This is a genomic window from Micromonospora sp. NPDC023633 (assembly GCF_040640035.1).
In the GTDB taxonomy this organism is placed as follows: Bacteria; Actinomycetota; Actinomycetes; order Mycobacteriales; family Micromonosporaceae; genus Micromonospora.
Map to the genome: position 1 here is coordinate 54,691 of NZ_JBFABB010000015.1, position 20,313 is coordinate 75,003.

A 20,313-nucleotide genomic window follows, 5' to 3' on the forward strand; every position below is an offset into this window, starting at 1 on the left:
CCGTTGGTCGGTGGTACCCGGCGGTGGTGGTGGGCCGGGGACTATTCGGTTGCAGTATCCCCCGCGCCCGACGCCGATCCGACCGGCTCGGCATCCCCGTGGATTGCCTCACCTTCACTTGCCCCGGACCCCGGCGCCGACGCACCCTCGTCGGCCGCCCGGGCCCGCGCGGCCGCCTCGGCGGAGGCCGTGCCGGCCCGCTTGCGGGCCACCCAGCCGTCGATGCTGCGCTGCGGCGCGCGGGTCACCCCGAGCGCGCCCGGCGGCACGTCCTGCGTGATCGCGCTGCCCGCCGCCACGTACGCCCCCGCGCCCACCTCGACGGGCGCGATGAGGCTGGTGTCGCAGCCGATGAACGCGGCCTCACCGACCGTGGTGCGGTGCTTGTTCACCCCGTCGTAGTTCACGAAGATCGTCGCCGCGCCGATGTTCGCCTTCGCGCCGATCGTCGCGTCGCCCACGTACGACAGGTGCGGCACCTTCGCGCCCGCGCCCACCTCCGAGTTCTTCACCTCGACGAACGTGCCGACCTTGGCCTTCTCGGCCAGCCGGGCGTCCGGCCGCAGGTACGCGTACGGCCCGACGCTGGCGCCCGGGCCGACCTCCGCGCCCACCGCGTGGCTGCGCAGCACCGTGGCGCCCGGGCCGACGACGGTGTCGATCAGCGTCACGTCCGGCCCGACCACCGCGCCCGTGCCGACCACCGTGCCGCCGCGCAGCTGGGTGTTCTGGTCGACCACGGCGTCGCGGTCCAGGGCGACCGTCACGTCGATCCAGGTGGTGTCCGGGTCGAGCAGGCTGACCCCGGTGCGCATCCAGGCCTCGTTCACCCGGTCGCGCAGCAGCCGGCGCAGCGCGGCCAGCTCGACCCGGTCGTTGCAGCCCAGCGTCTCCACGTGGTCCGCCGCCACGTGCACCGCCACCGGCTCACCGGCCGAGCCCAGCAGGGCGAAGACGTCGGTCAGGTACTCCTCGCCCTGGTCGTTGTCGGTCGACAGCTTGCCCAGCGCGTCGCGCAGCCGGGCGGCGTCGAACGCGTAGATGCCGGCGTTGATCTCCCGGATCGCCCGCTGCGCTCCGGTGGCGTCGCGCTCCTCGACGATCTGCTCGAGCTGCCCGTCGGCGTTGCGCACGATCCGGCCCAGGCCGGTCGGGTCGGGCACCTCGGCGGCGAGCACGGTCGCCGCCGCCCCCGCGCCCTCGTGCGCCTCCACCAGCGCGGCCACCGTCTCGGGGCGGAGCAGCGGCACGTCGCCGTTGATGACGACCACGGTGCCGGTGGCCTCCGGCGCGGCGTCCAGCGCGATCCGGACGGCGTGCCCGGTGCCGAGCTGCTCGGCCTGGAGCACCGGGGTGGCCTCGGGGGCGATCTCCGCGAGGTGCGCGCGGACCTGGTCGGCGCCGTGCCCCACCACGACCACCGTGCGGTCCGCGGCCAGCGGCGCGGCGGCGGCGAGCACGTGACCGACTAGGGTACGGCCGAGCAGCGGGTGCAGCACCTTGGGCAGCGCCGACTTCATCCGCTTGCCCTCACCGGCGGCGAGCACGACAACGGTGCGGAGGTGGGGCTGGGACACGACACGGGCTCCCGTCGGGACGGCGAACAATCTCGCGGCCATGCTAACCAGACATCGTCCGCGACGAGCGGAAGCTCCCGGGAGAGGATTCGAACCCCTACAATCAGGACCAAAACCTGACGTCCTGCCATTAGACGACCCGGGACTGCCTAAAACGGGCAAACTAAACAGCTTGCCGGACCCCTACACCTTAGCGCCCCTCGCCCGTGACGCCATCGCTCATTCCCTTCATGATCCCTTCAACCTTCCAGTAGAGGCGGCTCGATCGCGGGACGTAGACCGTGAGGCAGCCTCGATAGTCCGCACCGATGTTCTGCCGTTTCGTCGCCGGCCGGTGCCGCTTGAGCGACGAACGCTGGAACTCCGCCGCCGGCACCCCGACCACGTCAGCCCACCATCGCACCGCTTCCGCCTCGTCCGCGCTCTCGTGGATGCTGACCCGGAACCGGAGCGCGGTCCGCGCGACTCCGAGCGCCTCGACGAACCGGAGGAACAACAGCACGAGCGTCGGGTCGCTGTTGATGAACTTGAGGCGGCAATCGTTCGGACGCCAGGGTTTCGCCTTGCCGCCCTCACACCAGTAGATCGCCGCGCCCACCAGGACCAACTCCCGATAGCGCAGGCGCTTCACCCAGGCCGCGACCTTCGCGACCGTCTCCGCCCGAGCGGCGTCACGGGCAGCGCGATACTCGCCCCACTGGGCGTCCGTCATCGCCTTGGAGTGCGCCCGCCTGCGCGCCCGAACCTCCTCGGAGTCGAGGTCTATGGGCAGGTGCCGCACCCACTGGTAGGCGGTGGACCGAGCCACCCCGACCCGTTTCGCGATCTCCGGGACGGTGCAGCCCCGGCGTCGCAGGCGAAGCGCCTCCTCGTGCAGATGCGGGGTCGGCCCGCGATAGTCGCGGGCCGGTGGCAGGTGTGGATCGTCGGCGATCGGATCGGTCATGGGCAGCAGATTAGAACGCACGTACGACAGTCCGGGCATTCATCCCCGACGCTGTCCCATGCGCGGTCCGAGAACCTAAGTTACGGTGACGTAGGCGTAACTTCGTGATCATCGCGTCCCTCTGCGAGGTGCCATGTCCGCCACATCCCTCGACCCGACGGCCGGCCCGAAGCCCCTCACCCAGGGCACCCAGTCCCGGGGCATCCTCGTCGCCCTCTGGGCGTTCGTGGTGATCCCCTTCCTGGCCCTCGTCGCCGCCGTACCGGTGGCCTGGGGCGGCTGGCTGAGCTGGACCGACGTGGCCGTCGCCGGGTTCTGGTACGTGGTCTCCGGGCTGGGCATCACGGTCGGCTACCACCGGCACTTCACGCACGGGTCGTTCAAGGCGAAGCGCTGGCTGCGGATCGCGCTGGCGGTCTCCGGTTCGCTGGCCGTGCAGGGCGAGATCATCCAGTGGGTGGCCGACCACCGGCGGCACCACGCCTTCTCCGACCTGGAGGGCGACCCGCACTCGCCGTGGCGGTTCGGGGAGAGCGTCCGCGGCCTGACCAAGGGCCTGTTCCACGCGCACGTCGGCTGGCTCTTCGGCCGCGAGTTGTCCAACCGGAAGCGGTTCGCCCCGGACCTGCTCGCCGACCGGGACATCAACCGGGTGGACCGGCTCTTTCCGCTGCTGGTGGTGGTCTCGGTGCTCGGTCCCGCACTGATGGGCGGCCTGCTCACCTGGTCGTGGCGGGGAGCGCTGTCCGCGCTCTTCTGGGCCGGCCTGGTCCGCATCGCGCTCCTGCACCACGTGACCTGGTCCATCAACTCGGTCTGCCACGTCTACGGGGAACGGCCGTTCGCGATGCGCCAGGGCGACCGCGCGTCGAACTTCTGGCCGCTGGCGATCGTGTCGTTCGGCGAGAGCTGGCACAACCTGCACCACGCCGACCCGACCAGCGCCCGGCACGGCGTACTGCGCGGCCAGGTGGACATCTCGGCCCGGGTGATCTGGCTGTTCGAGAAGGTCGGCGCGGCCTGGGACGTGCGCTGGCCGAAGCCCGAGCGCATCGCGGCGAAGCTCGTCGGGCCGGTCCCCGGGCGGTAGAGCGGGCGGTGGGCGCGGAGGTCGCCTGGCAGTATGGCCGGGTGACCGAGCGAAGCGGGCGCGGCGTCGGGCGGCCCGGCGACACGGGTGCGGGGCCCGCCGCGGATACGGTCGCAGGGGGCGGCGGCGCCACCCGACCGACGACCGGCGAGGGGGCGACGTGACCCAGCGCGGCGGCGGCACCATCGGACGACAGGGCGTCACCGAGCGCCGGCGGAGTGACGAGAACATGGCGGATGTCCCTGGCAGCGACGGCTCGACCGGCCGGCGGCGGGCGGTTCCCGCCGTGGCCCCCAAGCCCTCCTCACGCGTACGCATGTCGGCGGCCCAGCGTCGGGAGCAGCTGATCTCGATCGCCCGGCAGATCTTCGCCGAGCGCGGCTTCGACGCCACCTCCATCGAGGAGGTGGCGGCGCGCGCGAAGGTCTCCAAGCCGGTGGTCTACGAGCACTTCGGCGGCAAGGAGGGGCTCTACGCGGTGGTGGTGGACCGGGAGGTCCGGGCCCTGCTGGACCGGATCACCACGGCCCTGACCGCCGGGCACCCCCGCGAGTTGCTGGAGCAGGCGGCGCTGGCCCTGCTGACCTACATCGAGGAGGAGACCAGCGGCTTCCGGGTGCTGGTGCGCGAGTCGCCGGTGCTGTCGGCCGCGGGCAACTTCAGCAGCGTGATGAACGACGTGGCGCACCAGGTGGAGCACATCCTGGGCGCCGAGTTCTCCAGCCGGGGCTACGACCCGAAGCTGGCCGAGCTCTACTCGCAGGCGCTGGTGGGGATGGTGGCGTTGACCGGCCGCTGGTGGCTGGAGGTGCGCAAGCCGCGCAAGGAGACGGTGGCCGCGCACCTGGTCAACCTGGCCTGGAGCGGGCTGTCGCACCTGGAGGCGAAGCCGAGCCTGATCACGGTGCGGGGCCGCTGACCCCGGCGTCGGGTCAGCGGCTGTGGGCCTCGGAGACCGGGTGGTGCCGGCGCCGCCGCTCCTCCTCGGCGTGCTCGTCGGTGCCGACCTTGTCGTACAGGCCGGTGCCGAGCAGGAGCAGGCCGAAGAGCATCGACACGATGACCGTGGACATCGAGAAGTTGAGGAAGTTGGCCTCGGTCTGGAGCACGGACATCATGAGGAGGCTGGTGACCAGGAAGACGACGCCGGCGGTCAGGTTCATGTAGTGGCCGAGGTTGCCGCGCCGCGACGCCCCGATGATGAGCACGATCCCGAAGGCGACGGAGGCCAGCGAGAAGGCCAGGTTGGTGCGGAGCCCGAGGGCCCAGTTGTCGCCCCGGTCGAAGAGCGGGTCGCCCCACGTCAGGGCGACGCCCCAGACGCCGAAGACCAGGATGTAGAGCCCCACCAGGCCGGCGAGGACCCGGTAGACCGACCGCGCCGGATGGTTCACGGGAAAGTGCGGCATGACCCCTCCGCCCGAGTAGGACATTCGCCCCGATTGTCCCCCGACAGGAGCCGACTGTCCGCCGAACCGCCAGAGGCGCACCCGACAACGGACGGAACGGAAAAGGTCCCACCCCACCGGGCCGCAACGGCCGGGTCGGAGCGGGACCACGTCGGTTGTCGCCGGAGCCCGGCCCGCGCAGGGATCACGCCTGACCGCCCGGAGCGGGTCGGGCTCCGACGAAACCCAACAGCAGAGGAGATCAGAGCACGAGGCGGGCCTTCTGCCAGGCCTCCTGCTCCTGGTCGGTGCCGACCTTGCCGTACATGCCGACCATCAGCAGGACCAGGCCGACCACCATCAGCGCGATGACGGTGAAGATGCTGAAGTTGAAGATGTTGGCCTCGGTCTGGATGAAGGCCAGACCGGCGAGGCTGATCACCATGACGGCGTACGCCAGCCACTGGTTGATCATGACGTCGATGTTGCGGCCGATCGCGGTGCCGGCCAGCACCGCGGCCCCCAGCAGGGCGCTGAGCAGCGAGAAGCCGAGGTTCGTGCCCTGGCCGAGGACCTGGGTGTCATCCTGGGCGAGGACCTCGTTGCCGGCGCTCGCGATGATGCCGAGCACGCCGAAGGCCACCAGGTACAGACCGGTCAGCCCGCCGATCGCCCGGTAGACCGGCCGCGCGGGGTGGTTGACGGGGGTGTGGGCCATGTCTGAGTCTCCAACGCCGTTCGGGTGAGGGGTCGCGGACGATTGTCCCGCACGCCGGGGTGTGACGCCGCACACGGGGGCCTCCGGTGCGGCGTCGCGACCACGTGGCGGCTCAGACCGCCGGGATCTCGTCGGCCAGGGCCAGCCAGGACTCCTCGGTCCGCTCCCGCTCGGCCCGCAGCTCCTTGAGCTGGGCGTCGAGCTCGGCGACCTTGGCGTAGTCGGTGGCGTGCGCGGCGAGCTGGTCGAGCAGCGTCGCCTCCTTCTGCTCCAGCTTGGCGACCTGCCGTTCCAGCCGGGCCAGTTCCTTGCGGGCCTGCCGCGCCTCGGCGGCGGACATGCCGGTCGCGGCGGGGGTGTCGGCGCCGGCGGCGTGGGTGACCTCCGGCATGGCGGGGCCCGGCCGGCCGGCGGCCCGGGCGAGGTACTCGTCGACGCCGCCGGGCAGGTGCACCAGCCGGCCGTCGCCGAACATGCCGTACGCGACGTCGGTGACGCGTTCGATGAGGTACCGGTCGTGGCTGGCCACGATGATGGTGCCGGGCCAGGAGTCGAGCAGGTCCTCCAGCGCGGCGAGGGTGTCGGTGTCCAGGTCGTTGGTGGGCTCGTCGAACAGGAGCACGTTCGGCTCCCCGGCGAGCAGCCGGAGCATCTGCAGCCGGCGGCGCTCGCCGCCGGAGAGGTCGCTGACCGGCGTCCAGAGCCGCCGGTCGTCGAAGCCGAAGACCTCGGCGAGCTGGGCGGCGGAGACCTCCCGGTCGCCGAGTTGCACCCGCCGGGCGACCTCCTCCACCGCTTCGAGCACGCGCAGGTGGCCGGGCAGCTCGGCCAGCTCCTGGGAGAGGAAGGCCGGCCGGACGGTGGAGCCGGTGGCGAAGCGCCCGCCGTCGGGACGGGTGATGCCGGCCAGCATCCGCAGCAGGGTGGTCTTGCCCGCCCCGTTGCGGCCGAGGACGGCGATCCGGTCGCCGGGGCCGACCTGCCAGGTGACGTCGCGCAGGATCTCCTTCGGGCCGGCGTGCAGGGTGACCTGCGCCAGGTCGTACACCTGCTTGCCGAGCCGGGCGGTGGCGAGCCGTTGCAGCGACATGGTGTCGCGGGCCGGCGGGACGTCGGCGATGAGGGCGTTCGCGGCGTCGATGCGGAAGCGCGGCTTGGAGGTGCGGGCGGGCGGCCCGCGCCGCAGCCAGGCGATCTCCTTGCGGAGCAGGTTCTGCCGGCGGGCCTCGGTGGCCGCGGCGACCCGCTCGCGCTCGACCCGGGCGAGGGTCCAGGCGGCGAAGCCGCCCTCGTACGCCCGGACGGTCTGGTCGGCGACCTCCCAGGTGGTGGTGCAGACGGCGTCGAGGAACCACCGGTCGTGGGTGACCACGACCAGCGCGCCCCTGCGGCCGACGAGGTGCTTCGCCAGCCAGTCGACGCCGCCGACGTCGAGGTGGTTGGTGGGCTCGTCGAGGATGAGCAGGTCGGACTCGCGGACCAGCAGCGCGGCCAGCGCGACCCGCCGCCGCTCGCCGCCGGACATCGGGCCGACGGGCTGGTCGAGGCCGAGGTGGGGCATGCCGAGGCCGTCGAGGATGGCCCGGACGCCGGCGTCGCCGGCCCACTCGTGCTCGGCGCCCATGCTCTCGCCGAGCCAGGCCGTGCCGAGCACCACGTCCCGGACGGTGGCCTCGGGGGCGAGCTGGAGGGTCTGCGGCAGCCAGGCGACCCGCAGGTCGCGGCGGTGGGTGACGCGCCCGTCGTCCGGTTCCTCGATCCGGGTGAGCAGCCGCAGCAGGGTGGACTTGCCGGCGCCGTTGAGGCCGACCACGCCGATCCGGTCGGCGTCGTCCAGGCCGAGCGAGACGTCGGTGAGCAGCGGCCCGGCGGCCCCGTAGCCCTTGGACACCCGGTCCAGGTTGACGATGTTGGCCACGACCTCACCTCCCATGATCAAGGCGTCCCGGTGCCGGTCGGCACCTGGGACGCCTGAGCCTCCCAGCGTACGCGGGCGCCGGGGCCCTTCCCGGCCGGAGCCGGGCGTACCGCGGGTCAACCGGCGGGGCGGCCGGCTTGTTCCAGGTCAGCGGGCCGGGCGCCGGCAGCCCTCCGGGCCGGGGCGTCCGGTCGGCGGACCCGGGGCCGCCCGCTTCGGCGGGCCGGGGGCCTCCGGTGGCGCGAAGGCGGCTCGCCCGGTCAGGCGATCCGCGCGCCGGGGACCGGGCCGTGGGCGGTGCGCGCCTCGCGGCACACGTCGGCGGTGGCCAGCTCCGCGGCGATCCGCTCGGCGTCGGCGGCGTCCGCGGCGAGGAAGACGCAGGTCGGCCCCGAGCCGGAGACGATGCCGGCCAGCGCGCCGGCCGCCTCGCCGGCCTTCAGCGTCTCCGCCAGCGACGGGCGCATGGCCAGCGCGGCGTCCTGGAGATCGTTGCCGAGGGTCGCGGCGAGCACCCGCGGGTCGCGCTGGCGCAGCGCGGCGAAGAGCGCGTCGGTGCTGCCCAGCGGCTCACCGGCGGTGCCGGCGTCGCGGAGCCGATCCAGTTCCCGGTAGGCGGCCGGGGTGGAGAGGCCGCCGTCGGCGACGGCCACCACCCAGTGCCAGGTGGTGGGGCGGGCCAGCACGGGGCTGACCGTCTCGCCCCGGCCGGTGCCGAGGGCGGTGCCGCCGTGGATCAGGAACGGCACGTCGGAGCCGAGGTCGGCGGCGATCCGGGCCAGCTCGTCGCGGGACAGCCCCGTCCCCCAGAGCGCGTCGCAGGCGACCAGCGCCGCGGCCGCGTCGGCGCTGCCCCCGGCCAGCCCGCCGGCCAGCGGGATCTGCTTGCGCAGGTGCAGCCGGGCGTGCGGCGGCACCCCGGCGTGGCCGGCGAGGGCGTGGGCCGCCCGGATGACCAGGTTGGTGTCGTCCAGGGCCAGCTCGCCGGCGCCCTCGCCCTCCATGGTGAGGGTGAGCGTGTCGCCCCGACGGGCGGTCAGCTCGTCGTGGATGGAGATGGCGTGGTAGACGGTGTTCAGCTCGTGGTAGCCGTCGCGGCGCAGCGGTCCCACCCCGAGGTGCAGGTTGACCTTGGCGGGCACCCGGACCCGCACCGGTCCGCTGGCTCCGCGCCGCCGCTGCTCGTCCTCGTCGTCCGGTCCCCAGGCCTCGGTCACGGGGCGGTGTCCCGCACGCGCAGGCGGATGTCGAACGGCTTGGTCACGATCAGCTCCTCGGCGGAGTCGGCGGCCGGCTCGTACCGGCCGTCGACCGGGTCGTACGCGTACACGTGCGGATGGCCCCCGGTGGGCACGGCGTCAGCCTACTGCGCGGCGGGTGGGGCGGCCGGGGCCGACGCGGCGATGGCGACGAACTGCTCGACGGTGAGTGACTCCCCGCGCGCGCCGGGGTCGACGCCGGCGGCGGTGAGCGCGGCGGCCGCCCGGTCGGCACCGCCGGCCCAGCCGGCCAGCGCGGCGCGCAGGGTCTTACGGCGCTGCGCGAACGCCGCGTCCACCACGGCGAAGACCCGTTCCCGGGGTACGTCGGCGCGGGGCGGCTCGCGGCGGGCGAAGGCGACCAGCCCGGAGTCGACGTTCGGCACCGGCCAGAAGACGTTCGGCGGGACCTTGCCGGCGGCGCGGGCCGAGGCGTACCAGGCGAGCTTGACCGACGGCACGCCGTACACCTTGGAGCCGGGGCCGGCGACGAGCCGGTCGGCGACCTCCTTCTGCACCATCACCAGCCCGTGCCGCAGGCTGGGCAGCTCGGCGAGCAGGTGCAGCACCACCGGCACGGCCACGTTGTAGGGCAGGTTCGCCACCAGCGCGGTCGGCGGCGGGTCGGCCAGCTCGGCGGCGCGGACGCGCAGCGCGTCGGCGTGGTGCACGCTCAGCCGCGCGGCGTCGGGCCCGGCGTGCCGGGCGGCGGTGTCCGGCAGCGCGCCGGCGAGCGTCGGGTCGAGTTCCACGGCGTGCACGTGCGCGGCGGCCGGGAGCAGCGCGAGGGTGAGGGAGCCGAGGCCCGGGCCGACCTCCAGCGCCACGTCGTCCGGGGCCAGCCCGGCGGCGGTGACGATGCGCCGCACGGTGTTCGGGTCGTGCACGAAGTTCTGGCCGAGCCTCTTGGTGGGGGTGACGCCCAGCCGGGCGGCCAGTTCCCGGATCTCCGCCGGGCCGAGGAGACCGGTCACGCCCCGTAGCCTATGCGGGCGGCTGCGGGGGTGCGCACGCCAGGGGCCCGCCCGCTCACCACGGGCCGAAGACGCGGTCGCCGGTGGCGGAGATGGCGGCGCAGAGCCGGTCCAGGTCCGTGCCGGTCGTCTCGGCCAGCGACCGTATGGTCAGCGGGATCAGGTACGACGCGTTCGGCCGGCCCCGGTGCGGCACCGGGGTCAGGTAGGGCGCGTCGGTCTCCACCAGGATCTGCTCGACCGGGGTCAGCGCGGCGGCCTCCCGCAGCGCGGTGGCGCTGCCGAAGGTGACCGTGCCGGCGAAGCTGAGCAGGTAGCCCCGGCGGACGCACTCGCGGGCGAAGTCGGCGTCGCCGGAGAAGCAGTGCAGCACCACGGTGTCCGGCGCGCCCTCGTCGTCGAGGATCCGCAGCACGTCGCCGTGCGCGTCCCGGTCGTGGACGACCAGCGCCTTGCCGTACCGCTTGGCGATGGCGATGTGCGCCCGGAAGCTCTCCTCCTGCACGGCACGCCCCTCCTCGCCGGTGCGGAAGAAGTCCATGCCGGTCTCGCCGATCCCGCGCACCCGGTCCCGGGCGGCGAGCGCCTCGACCTCGCGCAGCGCCTCGTCCAGGTCGGGCAGGCGGGGGGCCTCGTTCGGGTGCAGCGCCACGGTGGCCAGCACGGCCGGGTGGGTGTCGGCGACGTCGGCCCCCCAGCGGGAGGAGGCGACGTCCACCCCGACCTGCACCAGCCGGTCGACGCCCACCGAGGCGGCGACGGCCACGGCCACGGCGACCGGGTCCTCGGCGGGCCCGCCGCCCGGATCCCCGTCCGCCCGCGGGGGCACGCCGGCCTCGCTGACGGTGATGTCGAGGTGGGTGTGGCTGTCCAGCACGGGGCGGGGCAGCGGTTCGGGCACGGGCGGGAACTCCCCGGCCCGGCGGGCGGCGCGCTGCTTGCGGGTTTCGGTGGGCTCGCTCATCGCGGCCAGCATCACACACCGCCGGTGGCCCGTGTTCCGGGGACGCCATCGGCTGTTCACCAGGGCGGCACATCTCGCGCCTAGCGTCGTCGGCGTGACCATGACCCCTCGGACCAGCGGCGACGGCCCGCGCGTGACGTACGGGGGCGTGGCGTACCCGGCGGAGGAGATCGCCCGGGGGGCGGCGTACGAACTGTTCAGCGCCGAGGAGGCGCCCGGCTTCGACTGGGCGCCCCGGCCCGGCGGCGCGCTGCCGTGGCGCAGGTTCGTGCACGCCACCGAGGTCACCGTCGTGCATCCGGCGGCGGAGCCGGACGACGAGGCGGAGGCCCCGCTGCTGGTGCCGCTGCACCGGGAGCGGGGCTGGGCGTACGTGCAGCAGCTCAGCCAGCAGCCGGCGGCGGCCAGTGACCCGACGCTGGCGGCGGTGCGCGCCTCGGCGGTGCTGCGGCGGGGCACCCGGATGGTGAAGGTGCTCTCCGCGCGGCAGCTCGCCGGATACGTGCGCGGGTGGCTGCCGCACGGCTTCTGCCACCGGGAGCACGACGTGGCGCACCTGCGTACGCCGGCGGCGACGGCCGTGCTGCGCACCGACGGCACGGCCGGGCACGACGGCGCGGACGTGACGTACGCGCTGCGCTGGCGGGCCGCCGACCCGGCGGACTACGACGTGCCGGTCGGCGCGGCGCACCGGGGGCTGACCGCGCTGGCGCCCCGGGACCGGCTGGGCGGGGCGGTGCTCGGCACGGGTTTCGTGCCCAGCAGCGGTCAGCTCGTCCCGGAGTTCGTGACCCGGGACTTCGCGGACCTGCCGATGCCGGCGAACGCCACCCTGCTCGCCTATCCGTCCGACGGCGTGGAGGTGGTGCTCTACGCCTACCAGGCCGAGCAGCGCGGCTGGCTGCGGATGGTCGGCCCGCAGTGGCGGCACCTGCTGGCGGCGGTGCCGGGCCTCAACCCCGACCAGGAGTACGTGCCGACCGGCGAGGCGCCCCGCTCCACCCGCCTGGTCGGCGGCTACGCCGGCGGCGAGTACGAGGCGGTGGCGGACCTGCCGGGCGGGTTCCGGGTGCTGGCGATGACCCGGGCCGCCCGTTACCCGGTGGAGTGGGCGGTCCGCCGGCTGCGACAGGCCGACTGGCGGGGCGTGCCCTGCCTGGTGCTGCGGGAGGAGGCCGGGTGGCTGCGCCTGCGCCTGCGTCAGCCCGGCCCGGACGCGGTGGCGGAGACCGGGGCGCAGTGCCAGGAGCGGGGCGTCTACGAGACGTGGGCGCCCGCGGCCGAGGTCACCGACGACCACGTGGTGGACCTGCCGTACGAGCTCTGACCGATCGACCTTTCTCCGGACGGGGAACGGCCCCGGCATAACGGCGTGCGGGGTGGGAAAGCGCGGGCGTCCGACCGTCACGGGACCAGGAGACGCGCATGCCTTTCATCACCGTGGGGGCGGAGAACTCCGCCCCCATCGACCTGTACTACGAGGACCACGGCTCCGGTCAGCCGATCGTGCTGATCCACGGCTTCCCGTTCAGCGGGTCGACCTGGGAGAAGCAGGTCGGGCCGCTGCTGGCCGCCGGGTACCGGACGATCACGTACGACCGGCGGGGGTTCGGCAACTCCGCCCAGCCGGCGTCCGGGTACGACTACGACACGTTCGCCGCCGATCTCGACGTGCTGATGACCGAGCTGGACCTGCGCGACGCGATCCTGGTCGGCCACTCGATGGGCACCGGCGAGGTGACCCGCTACCTGGGCGTGTACGGCTCGCAGCGGGTGGACCGGGCGGTGCTGCTGGCCCCGCTCGCGCCGTTTCTGCTGAAGACCTCGGACAACCCGGAGGGGGTCGACAAGAGCCTCTTCCAGGGCTTCCAGCGGGCCATCGTCGACGACCGGTTCGCCTACCTCACCACCTTCTGCGAGGCCTTCTTCAACTACCAGGAGAACAAGGGCAGACTGGTCAGCGAGGAGGCGTTCCGGGCGCACTGGGAGATCGGCGCCCGCGCCTCCGCGAAGGGCACCCACGACTGCGTGGACGCCTGGCAGACCGACTTCCGGGGCGACGTGTCCCGGATCGACGTGCCGGTGCTGATCGTGCAGGGCGACTCCGACGCGGTGCTGCCGTACCCGAAGACCGGCCAGCGGTTGCAGCCGATGCTGCCCGGCAGCCAGCTGGTCACCCTGAAGGGCGCGCCGCACGGCACCCCGTGGACGAACGCGGCCGAGGTGAACCGCAGCATCATGGACTTCATCGGCGCACCGGCGATGGCCCGGGCCTGACGCGTACGACGACGGACGGGCGCGGCCCCCTCGGGGGTCGCGCCCGTCCGTCGTGCGGAGGCGGCCGTCAGTCGGCCAGGCGGGCCAGTTCCTCGTCGACGATCGACGGGTCGAGCTTGCGGAAGACCGGCTTCGGCGCGGCCAGCGGCCGGCCGGCCTCCAGCGGCACCGACTCCCAGCGCGCGCCGACGGTGTAGTCGCCGGTCAGCACCGGGTACGCGGGCCCGCCGTCGAGGTCCTCGACCTCCTCGATGACCGGCATCGGGGCGTGCACGCCGGTGCCGCCGAGCAGCTCGTGCACCTTCTGCGCGGAGTGCGGCAGGAACGGGGTGAGCAGGGTGTTGGCGTCGCTGACCACCTGGAGGGCGACGTGCAGGATGGTGCCCATCCGCGGCTTGTCGTCCTCGCCCTTGAGCTTCCACGGCGCCTGCTCGGAGAGGTACCGGTTGGCCTCGGCGACCACCCTCATCGCCTCGCCGATGGCCTGCTTCTGGCGGTGCCGGGCGATCAGGTCGCCGACGGTGGCGAAGCCGGCCCGGGCGACCGCGAGCAGCGCCTCGTCGGCCTCGGTGAGGCCGGCCGGGTCGACCGGCGGGATCGCGCCGAAGTTCTTCGCCGCCATGGAGACGGACCGGTTGACCAGGTTGCCCCAGCCGGCCACCAGCTCGTCGTTGTTGCGGCGCAGAAACTCGGCCCAGGTGAAGTCGGTGTCGTTGCTCTCCGGGCCGGCCGCGGCGATGAAGTAGCGCAGCGCGTCGGCGTCGTAGCGCTCCAGGAAGTCCCGGACGTAGATGACGACCCGGCGGGACGAGGAGAACTTCTTCCCCTCCATGGTCAGGTATTCGCTGGAGACCACCTCGGTGGGCAGGTTGAGCCGGCCCAGCCCGCCCGGCTCGCCGTCCCGGCTGCCCTCGCCGGAGTACCCGGAGAGCAGCGCCGGCCAGATCACCGAGTGGAAGACGATGTTGTCCTTGCCCATGAAGTAGTAGCCGCGGGCGTCCTTGCCCTCGGCGTCGGCGGACCACCACCTGCGCCACGCCTCCGGGTCGCCGGAGCGGCGGGCCCACTCGATCGAGGCGGACAGGTAGCCGATCACCGCGTCGAACCAGACGTAGATGCGCTTGTCGGGGCGGTCCCGCCAGCCGTCGAGCGGGATCGGCACGCCCCACTCCAGGTCGCGGGTGATGGCCCGGGGCTGGAGGTCGTCGAGCAGGTTCCTCGAGAACCGCAGCACGTTGGGCCGCCAGCCCTCGCGGGTGTCGAGCCACTGCCGCAGCACGTCGGCCAGGGCGGGCAGGTCGAGGAAGAAGTGCTCGGTCTCGACGAACTTCGGGGTCTCCCCGTTGATCCGCGACTTCGGGTCGATCAGGTCGATCGGGTCGAGCTGGTTGCCGCAGTTGTCGCACTGGTCGCCGCGGGCGCTGTCGTAGCCGCAGATCGGGCAGGTGCCCTCGATGTAGCGGTCGGGCAGCGTCCGGCCGGTGGACGGGGAGATCGCCCCCATGGTGGTCTTCGGGACGATGTACCCGTTGCGGTGCATCCCTTCGAACAGCTCCTGCACGACCGCGTAGTGGTTGCGGGTGGTGGTGCGGGTGAACAGGTCGTAGGAGAGCCCGAGGCCGTGCAGGTCCTCCACGATCACCCGGTTGTAGCGGTCGGCCAGCTCGCGCGGGGTCACCCCGTCGGCGTCCGCCTGCACCTGGATGGGGGTGCCGTGCTCGTCGGTGCCCGACACCATGAGCACGTCGTGCCCGGCCATCCGCATGTACCGGCTGAAGACGTCGGAGGGAACGCCGAAACCGGAGACGTGGCCGATGTGGCGCGGGCCGTTGGCGTACGGCCAGGCGACCGCCGCGAGAACGTGACTCATGACCAGCAAGCCTAGTGACCCGCTCACGGTGGCCGCGAACCAATAGGGCCCGCGGGTCGGCGGTCCGGCCGGATCGGGTCCGCTGTTTGCCCGATTTGTCGCCGACACGCGGCCTGAGCTGCGGGCCGACGTCGGGGTGGCGGGGTGCAATGAACGTCGTGACTGGCAGACGAGCGGCCCGGGATCGTGACGACCGTCCCACCGGTGAGGCGGACGGCGGCGGGGCGAGGGCGCCGCGTGGCACGGTCGCGCCGCATCCCCGGGTGGTCCCGGCCGCCGCGCCGCCGGAGTCGCCCCCGGACCGGCCCGCCGAGGCGGCCCCGCCGTCCCCCGCGCCCGCCGTCGAGCTGGAGCCAACGACCGGGGCGCCGGTCGACGCCGTGCCGCGCCGGGTCCCCGTCCGGCAGCCGAACCGCTGGCCCCGCCGGGGACGTTCCCCCGCCGTCGGCACGCCCGGCCGGGACGAGGGCGGACGTACGCCGGACGGCGAGGGCGGCGGGCGCACGCCGGACGGCGAGGGCGGCGGCAGGGGCGTGCCCGACGGCGACGACGGCGCGTACTGGCCGCCGATCGAGCTGGTGCACTGGGACGGCACGCCGATCCGGGAGGAGCCGCCGCACGAGCGGCAGCGCTCGACCCGGGACGATGCCGCGCGGCGGCGGGCCCCGCGCACCCCGCGTCCGCCCGATCCGCTGCCGGGGCTGGCCGCGCTGCTGGCCTTGAGCCTGGTCGCGGCGTTCTTCGCCTGGGTCAGCGCCGGCCCGTTCTGGCTGGCGGTGGGGCACGCCACGCGGGGCACCGTGGTGATCGCCGACTGCACCGGGGGCGGGCTCACGCAGCGCTGCCGGGGCAACTTCACCGCCGCCGACGAGACGTGGACCGCGCACGGCGTGCGGGTGGGCGGGGTGACCGTGGAGCGCACCGCGACCGGCACGAGGCTGCCGGCGCGGATGACCGGCCCGGACGGCGGCACCGCGTACGCGGACACCGGCCCGGCCACGCACCTGCGTTGGCTGCTCGGCCTGTTGGTGGTGCTGGGCTGCGCCGCCGGGATCGCCCGGTGGACGGGGTCGACCCGGCTCGCCGACCCCCGCGCCCGCCGCTGGGCGGTGACCGGCGCGCTGGCCGGCCCGCTGGTGATCACCGTCGGATTCCTCGTCGCCGCCTGGTGAACCGCGGCGGGCGCCACCCGACGCGTGCCGGCCGGGTGGTCAGGCGTGCACGACGGCGTAGACGTCGCGGCGGCGCAGGCCGTACTCCGTGGCGACCTCGGTGATCGCGTCCCGGCGGGACAGCCCGGCGGCCTCCCGGGCGGCGACGGCGGCCCGCAGCGTGTCGTCGTCGGGCCGCTCGGGGGCCGACTCGGGCGCGCCGGCCACCACGAGGGTGATCTCGCCGCGCGGCTCCCGCTCGGCCGCCCAGTCGGCCAGCTCGCCGAGCGGGCGGCGGACGATCTCCTCGTACGTCTTGGTCAGCTCGCGGCAGAGCGCGGCGGGCCGGTCGGCGCCGAACACGGCGGCCAGGTCGGCGAGCGCGGCGGCGATCCGGTGCGGCGCCTCGAAGAAGACCAGCGTCCGCTCCTCGGCGGCGAGCCCCCGCAGGCGGGAGCGGCGGGCGCCGGGGGTGCGCGGCAGGAAGCCCTCGAAGCAGAACCGATCGCAGGGCAGGCCGGAGAGCGCCAGGGCGGTGGTGACCGCGCTCGGGCCGGGCGCGGCGGTGACCGGCACGCCGGCGTCCAGGGCGGCCCGGACCAGCCGGTAGCCCGGGTCGGAGACGCTCGGCATGCCGCCGTCGGTGACCAGGGCGACCACGTAGCCGGCGGTCAGCACGTCGACCAGCTCGGGGGTGCGCCGCTCCTCGTTGCCCTCGAAGTAGGAGACGATCCGGCCGCCGACGGTGACGTCGAGGTCCCGGGCCAGCCGGGTGAGCCGGCGGGTGTCCTCGGCGGCCACCACGTCCGCGGCGCCGAGCACCTCGCGGAACCGGGCGGAGGCGTCGGCGGGGTTGCCGAGCGGCGCGCCGAGCAGGACCAGGCGCCCGGTTTCGGACATTTCACCCACGAGATGCAACTCCTTCATCGACGGCGTTACTGGTATCGGGGACGACGGGCGCCACCGGGCACCTTCGCAGCCTACGATCGCCGGGTGACGAGTGCGTCGACAGCACAGAGCGCGGACCAGGCGGGACCGGATCCCACGGCGGGGGGCCCGCCCCAGGGGGCGTCCCCGGCTTCCGGCGACGGGGTCCCCGGCGTGGTCCGGCGGCGGCTGGCCACCGTCGAGGCCCGGCTGGACGGGCGCTCCTGGCTCGCCACGGGCGTGATCGTCGCGATCGCGGCGATCCTGCGCTTCGTCGGTCTGAGCCACCCGCCGGGGAAGATCTTCGATGAGACCTACTACGCCCGGGACGCCTGGGGGCTCGTCGACAAGGGCGTCGAGTGGAACTTCAAGGACGGCGGCCCGTCCTACGTGGTCCACCCGCCGCTGGGCAAGTGGCTGATCGGGCTCGGCGAGTGGGCCTTCGGCTATCAGGACACCGAGCACGGCATCTCGGTGCCGGGGCACCTGATGACGACCGCGCCGGAGTTCGGCTGGCGGTTCTCGGCGGCGGTCGTCGGCACCCTGTCGGTGCTGCTGCTGGTCCGCGTCGGCCGGCGGATGTTCCGCTCCACCGCGCTCGGCTGCGCCGCCGGCCTGCTGCTCGCGCTGGACGGCTTCCACCTGGTGCTGTCCCGCACCGCGCTGCTCGACATCTTCCTGCTCTTCTTCGTGCTGGCCACGTTCGGCGCCCTGGTCCTCGACCGGGACGCCCGGCGCCGCCGGTGGGCCCGGGCGCTGGAGGCCGGCCTGGACCCGGGCCGGCCCGGGCGGGCCGGCCGGCCGGCGGGCGGCTGGCGGAACTGGCCGTGGTGGCGGCTCGCCGCCGGGGTCCTGTTCGGCTGCGCCTGCGCGGTCAAGTGGAGCGCGCTCTACTTCCTGCCCGTCTTCGCGCTGCTGGTGATCCTCTGGGAGGTCGGGGTCCGCCGCTCCGCCGGCGTACGCCGGCCGTGGCGGGACACGCTCCTCGACGAGGTGCCCTGGCTGGTGCTGGCCGGGGTACTGATCGTGGTCACCTACGTCGGCACCTGGTCCGGCTGGCTGCTCGGCGACGACGGCTACTACCGGCTCGCCGAGCGGTACCCGAACGCCCCGCTGAGCGACGCCCCGGTGTTCGGCGCGCTGAACAACCTGATCGAGTACCACAAGGCCGCGTACGGCTTCCACACCGGCCTCGACGACCCGCACAAGTACCAGTCGTGGCCGTGGCAGTGGCTGCTGCTCGGCCGCCCGGTCGCCTTCTACTGGTCCGGCGACGGGTCCTGCGGGGCGCCGAGCTGCGCCTCCGAGATCCTGCTGCTCGGCACTCCCCTGCTCTGGTGGTCGTTCCTGCCCGCCCTGGTGGCGCTGGCCTGGCTGGGCCTGGCCCGGCGGGACTGGCGGGCGGGGGCGATCCTGCTCGTCGTGGCGGCCGGCCTGCTGCCCTGGTTCTGGTTCGCGCTCGACGGCCGGACGATGTTCTCCTTCTACACCGCGCCGGCCCTGCCGTTCCTGGTGCTGGCGGTGGTCTACGTGCTCGGCGCGATCGTCACGCCGGCCGGTCCACCGGGATCGGTCGCCGCGCAGCCGGGCGACGCCGCCCCTTCCGCCGCGCCCGGCGAGCCGGACGAGGCCCGGGACCGCAGGCTGGTCGGCGGGGTGATCGCCGGGGCGTACGTCCTGCTGGTCGCGCTCTGCTTCGCGTACTTCCATCCGATCTTCGTCGGGAAGCTGCTGCCGTACGCCGAGTGGTCGGCGCGGATGTGGCTGGACGGCCGCTGGATCTGACGGACGGCACGGCGCCCGCCGCGCGCGGCGGGCGCACGGGGAACGGGCCCGCACGCGGTGGCGTGCGGGCCCGTTCGACGTAGAAAGCGCGCCCCGATCGCCTGCCACGGGGGAAGCGGGCGATTGGGGCGCGCATCAGCAGCTTAACCACCCCGTACCACTGGCACAACGGGTCGACTTCGGTCAGATTTCCGACCCCTGCCACACCGAACGGATGGTTTACATCCGACATCTCACGGTCCGTCATCCTGCGCAAACGGTACGGATCGGCGACTCCCGCCGGCTCCGGCGTCGGCCACATTGTGCAGATGGCGGGATTCCCACTAGTGGGGAGTTCCCGTAACGTATCGATGAATTTGGTTCCCCAGTCATCCGGGATCCGGTTTCTCGGCACCCGGGCCGGTTGCACTGGCGGCCAATCCCCGATCGATCGGACGGAGTTCGCGATGACCCGTACCCTCCGCTGGACCGGCGGCCTGCTGGCCACCGTCACCGCCGCCACCCTCGGCCTGTCCGCCCCCGCCCACGCGGCCACCGTCTCGGTGCCGTTGCGCACCCTCGTCGCCGACCTGCCGGTGGCCGCCGAGAGCCGCACCGGCTACTCCCGGGACCTGTTCCCGCACTGGACGGATGCGGACTCCGACGGCTGCAACACCCGCTACGAGGTGCTGATCGCCGAGGCCACCACCCGCCCCTCGGTGGGCTCCGGCTGCCAGCTGAGCGGCGGACGCTGGCTCTCCTACTACGACGGGGCCTCCTGGACCAACCCGTCCGACCTGGACATCGACCACATGGTCCCGCTGGCCGAGGCGTGGGACTCGGGCGCCCGGAACTGGACCACGTCGCGGCGGCAGGCGTTCGCCAACGACCTCGGCGACGTCAGGTCGCTGGTCGCGGTGACCGACAACGTCAACCAGGCCAAGGGCGACCAGGACCCGGCGACCTGGATGCCGACCTACGAGAAGTGCCGGTACGTCGGCGAGTGGGTCGCGGTGAAGACCCGGTGGCGGTTGAGCGTCGACAGCGCCGAGAAGAGCGCGTTGACCAGCCGGGCGAGTTCCTGCACGAACATCACGCTCACGGTGACCCACGCGTACTGACCGCCGGGCGCACCGGGGCGGCCGACGGGTCGCCCCGGGCGCGGGTCAGGACACCCGGGGGTTGCGGGGCAGCCAGCCGATGAACCGGTCCTGAAGGCACGTGCCGGGCGACGGCGGCAGGTCCTGCGCGGCGGCCGCCAGGCAGGACCCCAGGTACACGCTGAGCATGGCCCGGTCCGCCCGGTACTCCGCCAGCAGACGGGACCGTTTGGCCGCGCACGGCCAGTCGGCGCCGCAGGTGTCGCAGGTCCAGCCGGGCGCCAGTGGAGCGTGCTCGTCCGTCCCGGACACCGAGGACTCCGCAGCACCGGTCATCGCGCTCCCTCTCCGGTTCACGTGGCGACCGGCCCCGCGCGGGGCGTGGTCGAC

The 20,313-nt window shown here is 73.9% G+C and carries 19 protein-coding genes and 1 tRNA gene; 7 read left to right on the top strand and 13 right to left on the bottom strand.

Features of this window, described 5'->3' with window-relative positions; genetic code table 11:
* Nucleotides 1–41 precede the first annotated feature (41 nt).
* From glmU to AB0G13_RS07145, 3 genes are all read right to left on the bottom strand, one after another.
* Nucleotides 42–1,619, bottom strand: a complete 1,578-nt coding sequence (gene glmU, locus AB0G13_RS07135) for a bifunctional UDP-N-acetylglucosamine diphosphorylase/glucosamine-1-phosphate N-acetyltransferase GlmU (RefSeq protein ID WP_357870130.1) — start codon at nt 1,617–1,619, stop codon at nt 42–44.
* 32 nt (nt 1,620–1,651) lie between these two features.
* Nucleotides 1,652–1,722, bottom strand: a tRNA-Gln gene (locus AB0G13_RS07140).
* A gap of 45 nt (nt 1,723–1,767) precedes the next feature.
* Nucleotides 1,768–2,523, bottom strand: coding sequence for a helix-turn-helix domain-containing protein (locus AB0G13_RS07145; RefSeq protein WP_357870133.1), 756 nt, complete (start codon nt 2,521–2,523; stop codon nt 1,768–1,770).
* A gap of 133 nt (nt 2,524–2,656) precedes the next feature.
* Between AB0G13_RS07145 and AB0G13_RS07150 the strand changes: the two genes are divergently transcribed.
* On the top strand, nt 2,657–3,613 hold the full coding sequence (locus tag AB0G13_RS07150) for an acyl-CoA desaturase (RefSeq protein WP_357870137.1): 957 nt from the start codon (nt 2,657–2,659) through the stop codon (nt 3,611–3,613).
* A 229-nt stretch (nt 3,614–3,842) separates the two neighbouring features.
* A complete protein-coding gene (locus tag AB0G13_RS07155; protein WP_357870230.1) occupies nt 3,843–4,532 on the top strand; it encodes a TetR/AcrR family transcriptional regulator in 690 nt (229 codons plus the stop codon).
* 13 nt (nt 4,533–4,545) lie between these two features.
* Here AB0G13_RS07155 and AB0G13_RS07160 read toward each other — a convergent pair whose 3' ends face one another.
* The 7 genes from AB0G13_RS07160 to AB0G13_RS07190 all read right to left on the bottom strand — a co-directional run bounded on the left by AB0G13_RS07160 (nt 4,546) and on the right by AB0G13_RS07190 (nt 10,846).
* The gene (locus AB0G13_RS07160) at nt 4,546–5,022 is read right to left on the bottom strand and encodes a DUF4383 domain-containing protein (protein WP_357870140.1); all 477 of its coding nucleotides are present in this window, start codon (nt 5,020–5,022) and stop codon (nt 4,546–4,548) included.
* 241 nt (nt 5,023–5,263) lie between these two features.
* The gene (locus AB0G13_RS07165) at nt 5,264–5,719 is read right to left on the bottom strand and encodes a DUF4383 domain-containing protein (protein ID WP_357870142.1); all 456 of its coding nucleotides are present in this window, start codon (nt 5,717–5,719) and stop codon (nt 5,264–5,266) included.
* Between the two features lie 112 nt (nt 5,720–5,831).
* Nucleotides 5,832–7,637 carry an ABC-F family ATP-binding cassette domain-containing protein gene (locus tag AB0G13_RS07170; RefSeq protein ID WP_357870144.1) on the bottom strand — a complete coding sequence of 602 codons (1,806 nt, stop codon included), beginning with the start codon at nt 7,635–7,637 and terminating at the stop codon, nt 5,832–5,834.
* Between the two features lie 260 nt (nt 7,638–7,897).
* Nucleotides 7,898–8,854: a 4-(cytidine 5'-diphospho)-2-C-methyl-D-erythritol kinase gene (locus AB0G13_RS07175; RefSeq protein ID WP_357870146.1), complete on the bottom strand. Its 957-nt coding sequence runs from the start codon at nt 8,852–8,854 to the stop codon at nt 7,898–7,900.
* Complete coding sequence (locus AB0G13_RS07180) at nt 8,851–8,991, bottom strand: hypothetical protein (RefSeq protein ID WP_357870148.1); 141 nt, start codon at nt 8,989–8,991, stop codon at nt 8,851–8,853. Before AB0G13_RS07180 ends, AB0G13_RS07175 begins: the two co-directional genes overlap by 4 nt.
* Before the next feature lie 9 nt (nt 8,992–9,000).
* On the bottom strand, nt 9,001–9,870 hold the full coding sequence (rsmA, locus tag AB0G13_RS07185) for a 16S rRNA (adenine(1518)-N(6)/adenine(1519)-N(6))-dimethyltransferase RsmA (protein WP_357870151.1): 870 nt from the start codon (nt 9,868–9,870) through the stop codon (nt 9,001–9,003).
* Nucleotides 9,871–9,925: 55 nt separating this feature from the next.
* Nucleotides 9,926–10,846 carry a TatD family hydrolase gene (locus AB0G13_RS07190; protein ID WP_357870155.1) on the bottom strand — a complete coding sequence of 307 codons (921 nt, stop codon included), beginning with the start codon at nt 10,844–10,846 and terminating at the stop codon, nt 9,926–9,928.
* Nucleotides 10,847–10,934: 88 nt separating this feature from the next.
* Here AB0G13_RS07190 and AB0G13_RS07195 point away from each other — a divergent pair, with 88 nt between their 5' ends.
* Nucleotides 10,935–12,161: a hypothetical protein gene (locus AB0G13_RS07195; RefSeq protein WP_357870233.1), complete on the top strand. Its 1,227-nt coding sequence runs from the start codon at nt 10,935–10,937 to the stop codon at nt 12,159–12,161.
* Nucleotides 12,162–12,259: 98 nt separating this feature from the next.
* The gene (locus tag AB0G13_RS07200) at nt 12,260–13,111 is read left to right on the top strand and encodes an alpha/beta hydrolase (RefSeq protein WP_357870158.1); all 852 of its coding nucleotides are present in this window, start codon (nt 12,260–12,262) and stop codon (nt 13,109–13,111) included.
* Between the two features lie 67 nt (nt 13,112–13,178).
* On the opposite strand, the gene metG is transcribed toward AB0G13_RS07200, so the two are convergent.
* On the bottom strand, nt 13,179–14,981 hold the full coding sequence (metG, locus tag AB0G13_RS07205; protein ID WP_357870161.1) for a methionine--tRNA ligase: 1,803 nt from the start codon (nt 14,979–14,981) through the stop codon (nt 13,179–13,181).
* A 149-nt stretch (nt 14,982–15,130) separates the two neighbouring features.
* On the opposite strand from metG, the gene AB0G13_RS07210 reads away from it, so the two are divergent.
* On the top strand, nt 15,131–16,153 hold the full coding sequence (locus tag AB0G13_RS07210; protein ID WP_357870163.1) for a hypothetical protein: 1,023 nt from the start codon (nt 15,131–15,133) through the stop codon (nt 16,151–16,153).
* Between the two features lie 39 nt (nt 16,154–16,192).
* On the opposite strand, the gene rsmI is transcribed toward AB0G13_RS07210, so the two are convergent.
* Nucleotides 16,193–17,041: a 16S rRNA (cytidine(1402)-2'-O)-methyltransferase gene (gene rsmI, locus AB0G13_RS07215; protein WP_357870166.1), complete on the bottom strand. Its 849-nt coding sequence runs from the start codon at nt 17,039–17,041 to the stop codon at nt 16,193–16,195.
* An 84-nt stretch (nt 17,042–17,125) separates the two neighbouring features.
* Here rsmI and AB0G13_RS07220 point away from each other — a divergent pair, with 84 nt between their 5' ends.
* Together AB0G13_RS07220 and AB0G13_RS07225 are read left to right on the top strand one after the other, a co-directional pair.
* A complete protein-coding gene (locus AB0G13_RS07220; protein ID WP_357870168.1) occupies nt 17,126–18,844 on the top strand; it encodes a phospholipid carrier-dependent glycosyltransferase in 1,719 nt (572 codons plus the stop codon).
* A 446-nt stretch (nt 18,845–19,290) separates the two neighbouring features.
* Nucleotides 19,291–19,944 (top strand): HNH endonuclease family protein, encoded by a 654-nt coding sequence (locus AB0G13_RS07225; protein WP_357870171.1) that lies wholly within the window; start codon nt 19,291–19,293, stop codon nt 19,942–19,944.
* Nucleotides 19,945–19,989: 45 nt separating this feature from the next.
* Here the strand turns inward: AB0G13_RS07225 and AB0G13_RS07230 are convergent, their stop codons facing one another.
* The gene (locus AB0G13_RS07230; protein ID WP_357870173.1) at nt 19,990–20,259 is read right to left on the bottom strand and encodes a hypothetical protein; all 270 of its coding nucleotides are present in this window, start codon (nt 20,257–20,259) and stop codon (nt 19,990–19,992) included.
* Nucleotides 20,260–20,313 lie beyond the last annotated feature (54 nt).

Coding starts and splice junctions, on each gene's coding strand:
- AB0G13_RS07225 (WP_357870171.1), top strand. CDS start 19,291: ATGACCCGTACCCTCCGCTGGACCGGCGGCCTGCTGGCCACCGTCACC.
- AB0G13_RS07155 (WP_357870230.1), top strand. CDS start 3,843: ATGGCGGATGTCCCTGGCAGCGACGGCTCGACCGGCCGGCGGCGGGCG.
- AB0G13_RS07195 (WP_357870233.1), top strand. CDS start 10,935: ATGACCCCTCGGACCAGCGGCGACGGCCCGCGCGTGACGTACGGGGGC.
- AB0G13_RS07210 (WP_357870163.1), top strand. CDS start 15,131: ATGAACGTCGTGACTGGCAGACGAGCGGCCCGGGATCGTGACGACCGT.
- AB0G13_RS07230 (WP_357870173.1), bottom strand. CDS start 20,259: ATGACCGGTGCTGCGGAGTCCTCGGTGTCCGGGACGGACGAGCACGCT.
- AB0G13_RS07150 (WP_357870137.1), top strand. CDS start 2,657: ATGTCCGCCACATCCCTCGACCCGACGGCCGGCCCGAAGCCCCTCACC.
- AB0G13_RS07200 (WP_357870158.1), top strand. CDS start 12,260: ATGCCTTTCATCACCGTGGGGGCGGAGAACTCCGCCCCCATCGACCTG.
- glmU (WP_357870130.1), bottom strand. CDS start 1,619: ATGGCCGCGAGATTGTTCGCCGTCCCGACGGGAGCCCGTGTCGTGTCC.
- AB0G13_RS07160 (WP_357870140.1), bottom strand. CDS start 5,022: ATGCCGCACTTTCCCGTGAACCATCCGGCGCGGTCGGTCTACCGGGTC.
- AB0G13_RS07165 (WP_357870142.1), bottom strand. CDS start 5,719: ATGGCCCACACCCCCGTCAACCACCCCGCGCGGCCGGTCTACCGGGCG.
- metG (WP_357870161.1), bottom strand. CDS start 14,981: ATGAGTCACGTTCTCGCGGCGGTCGCCTGGCCGTACGCCAACGGCCCG.
- AB0G13_RS07190 (WP_357870155.1), bottom strand. CDS start 10,846: ATGCTGGCCGCGATGAGCGAGCCCACCGAAACCCGCAAGCAGCGCGCC.
- AB0G13_RS07145 (WP_357870133.1), bottom strand. CDS start 2,523: ATGACCGATCCGATCGCCGACGATCCACACCTGCCACCGGCCCGCGAC.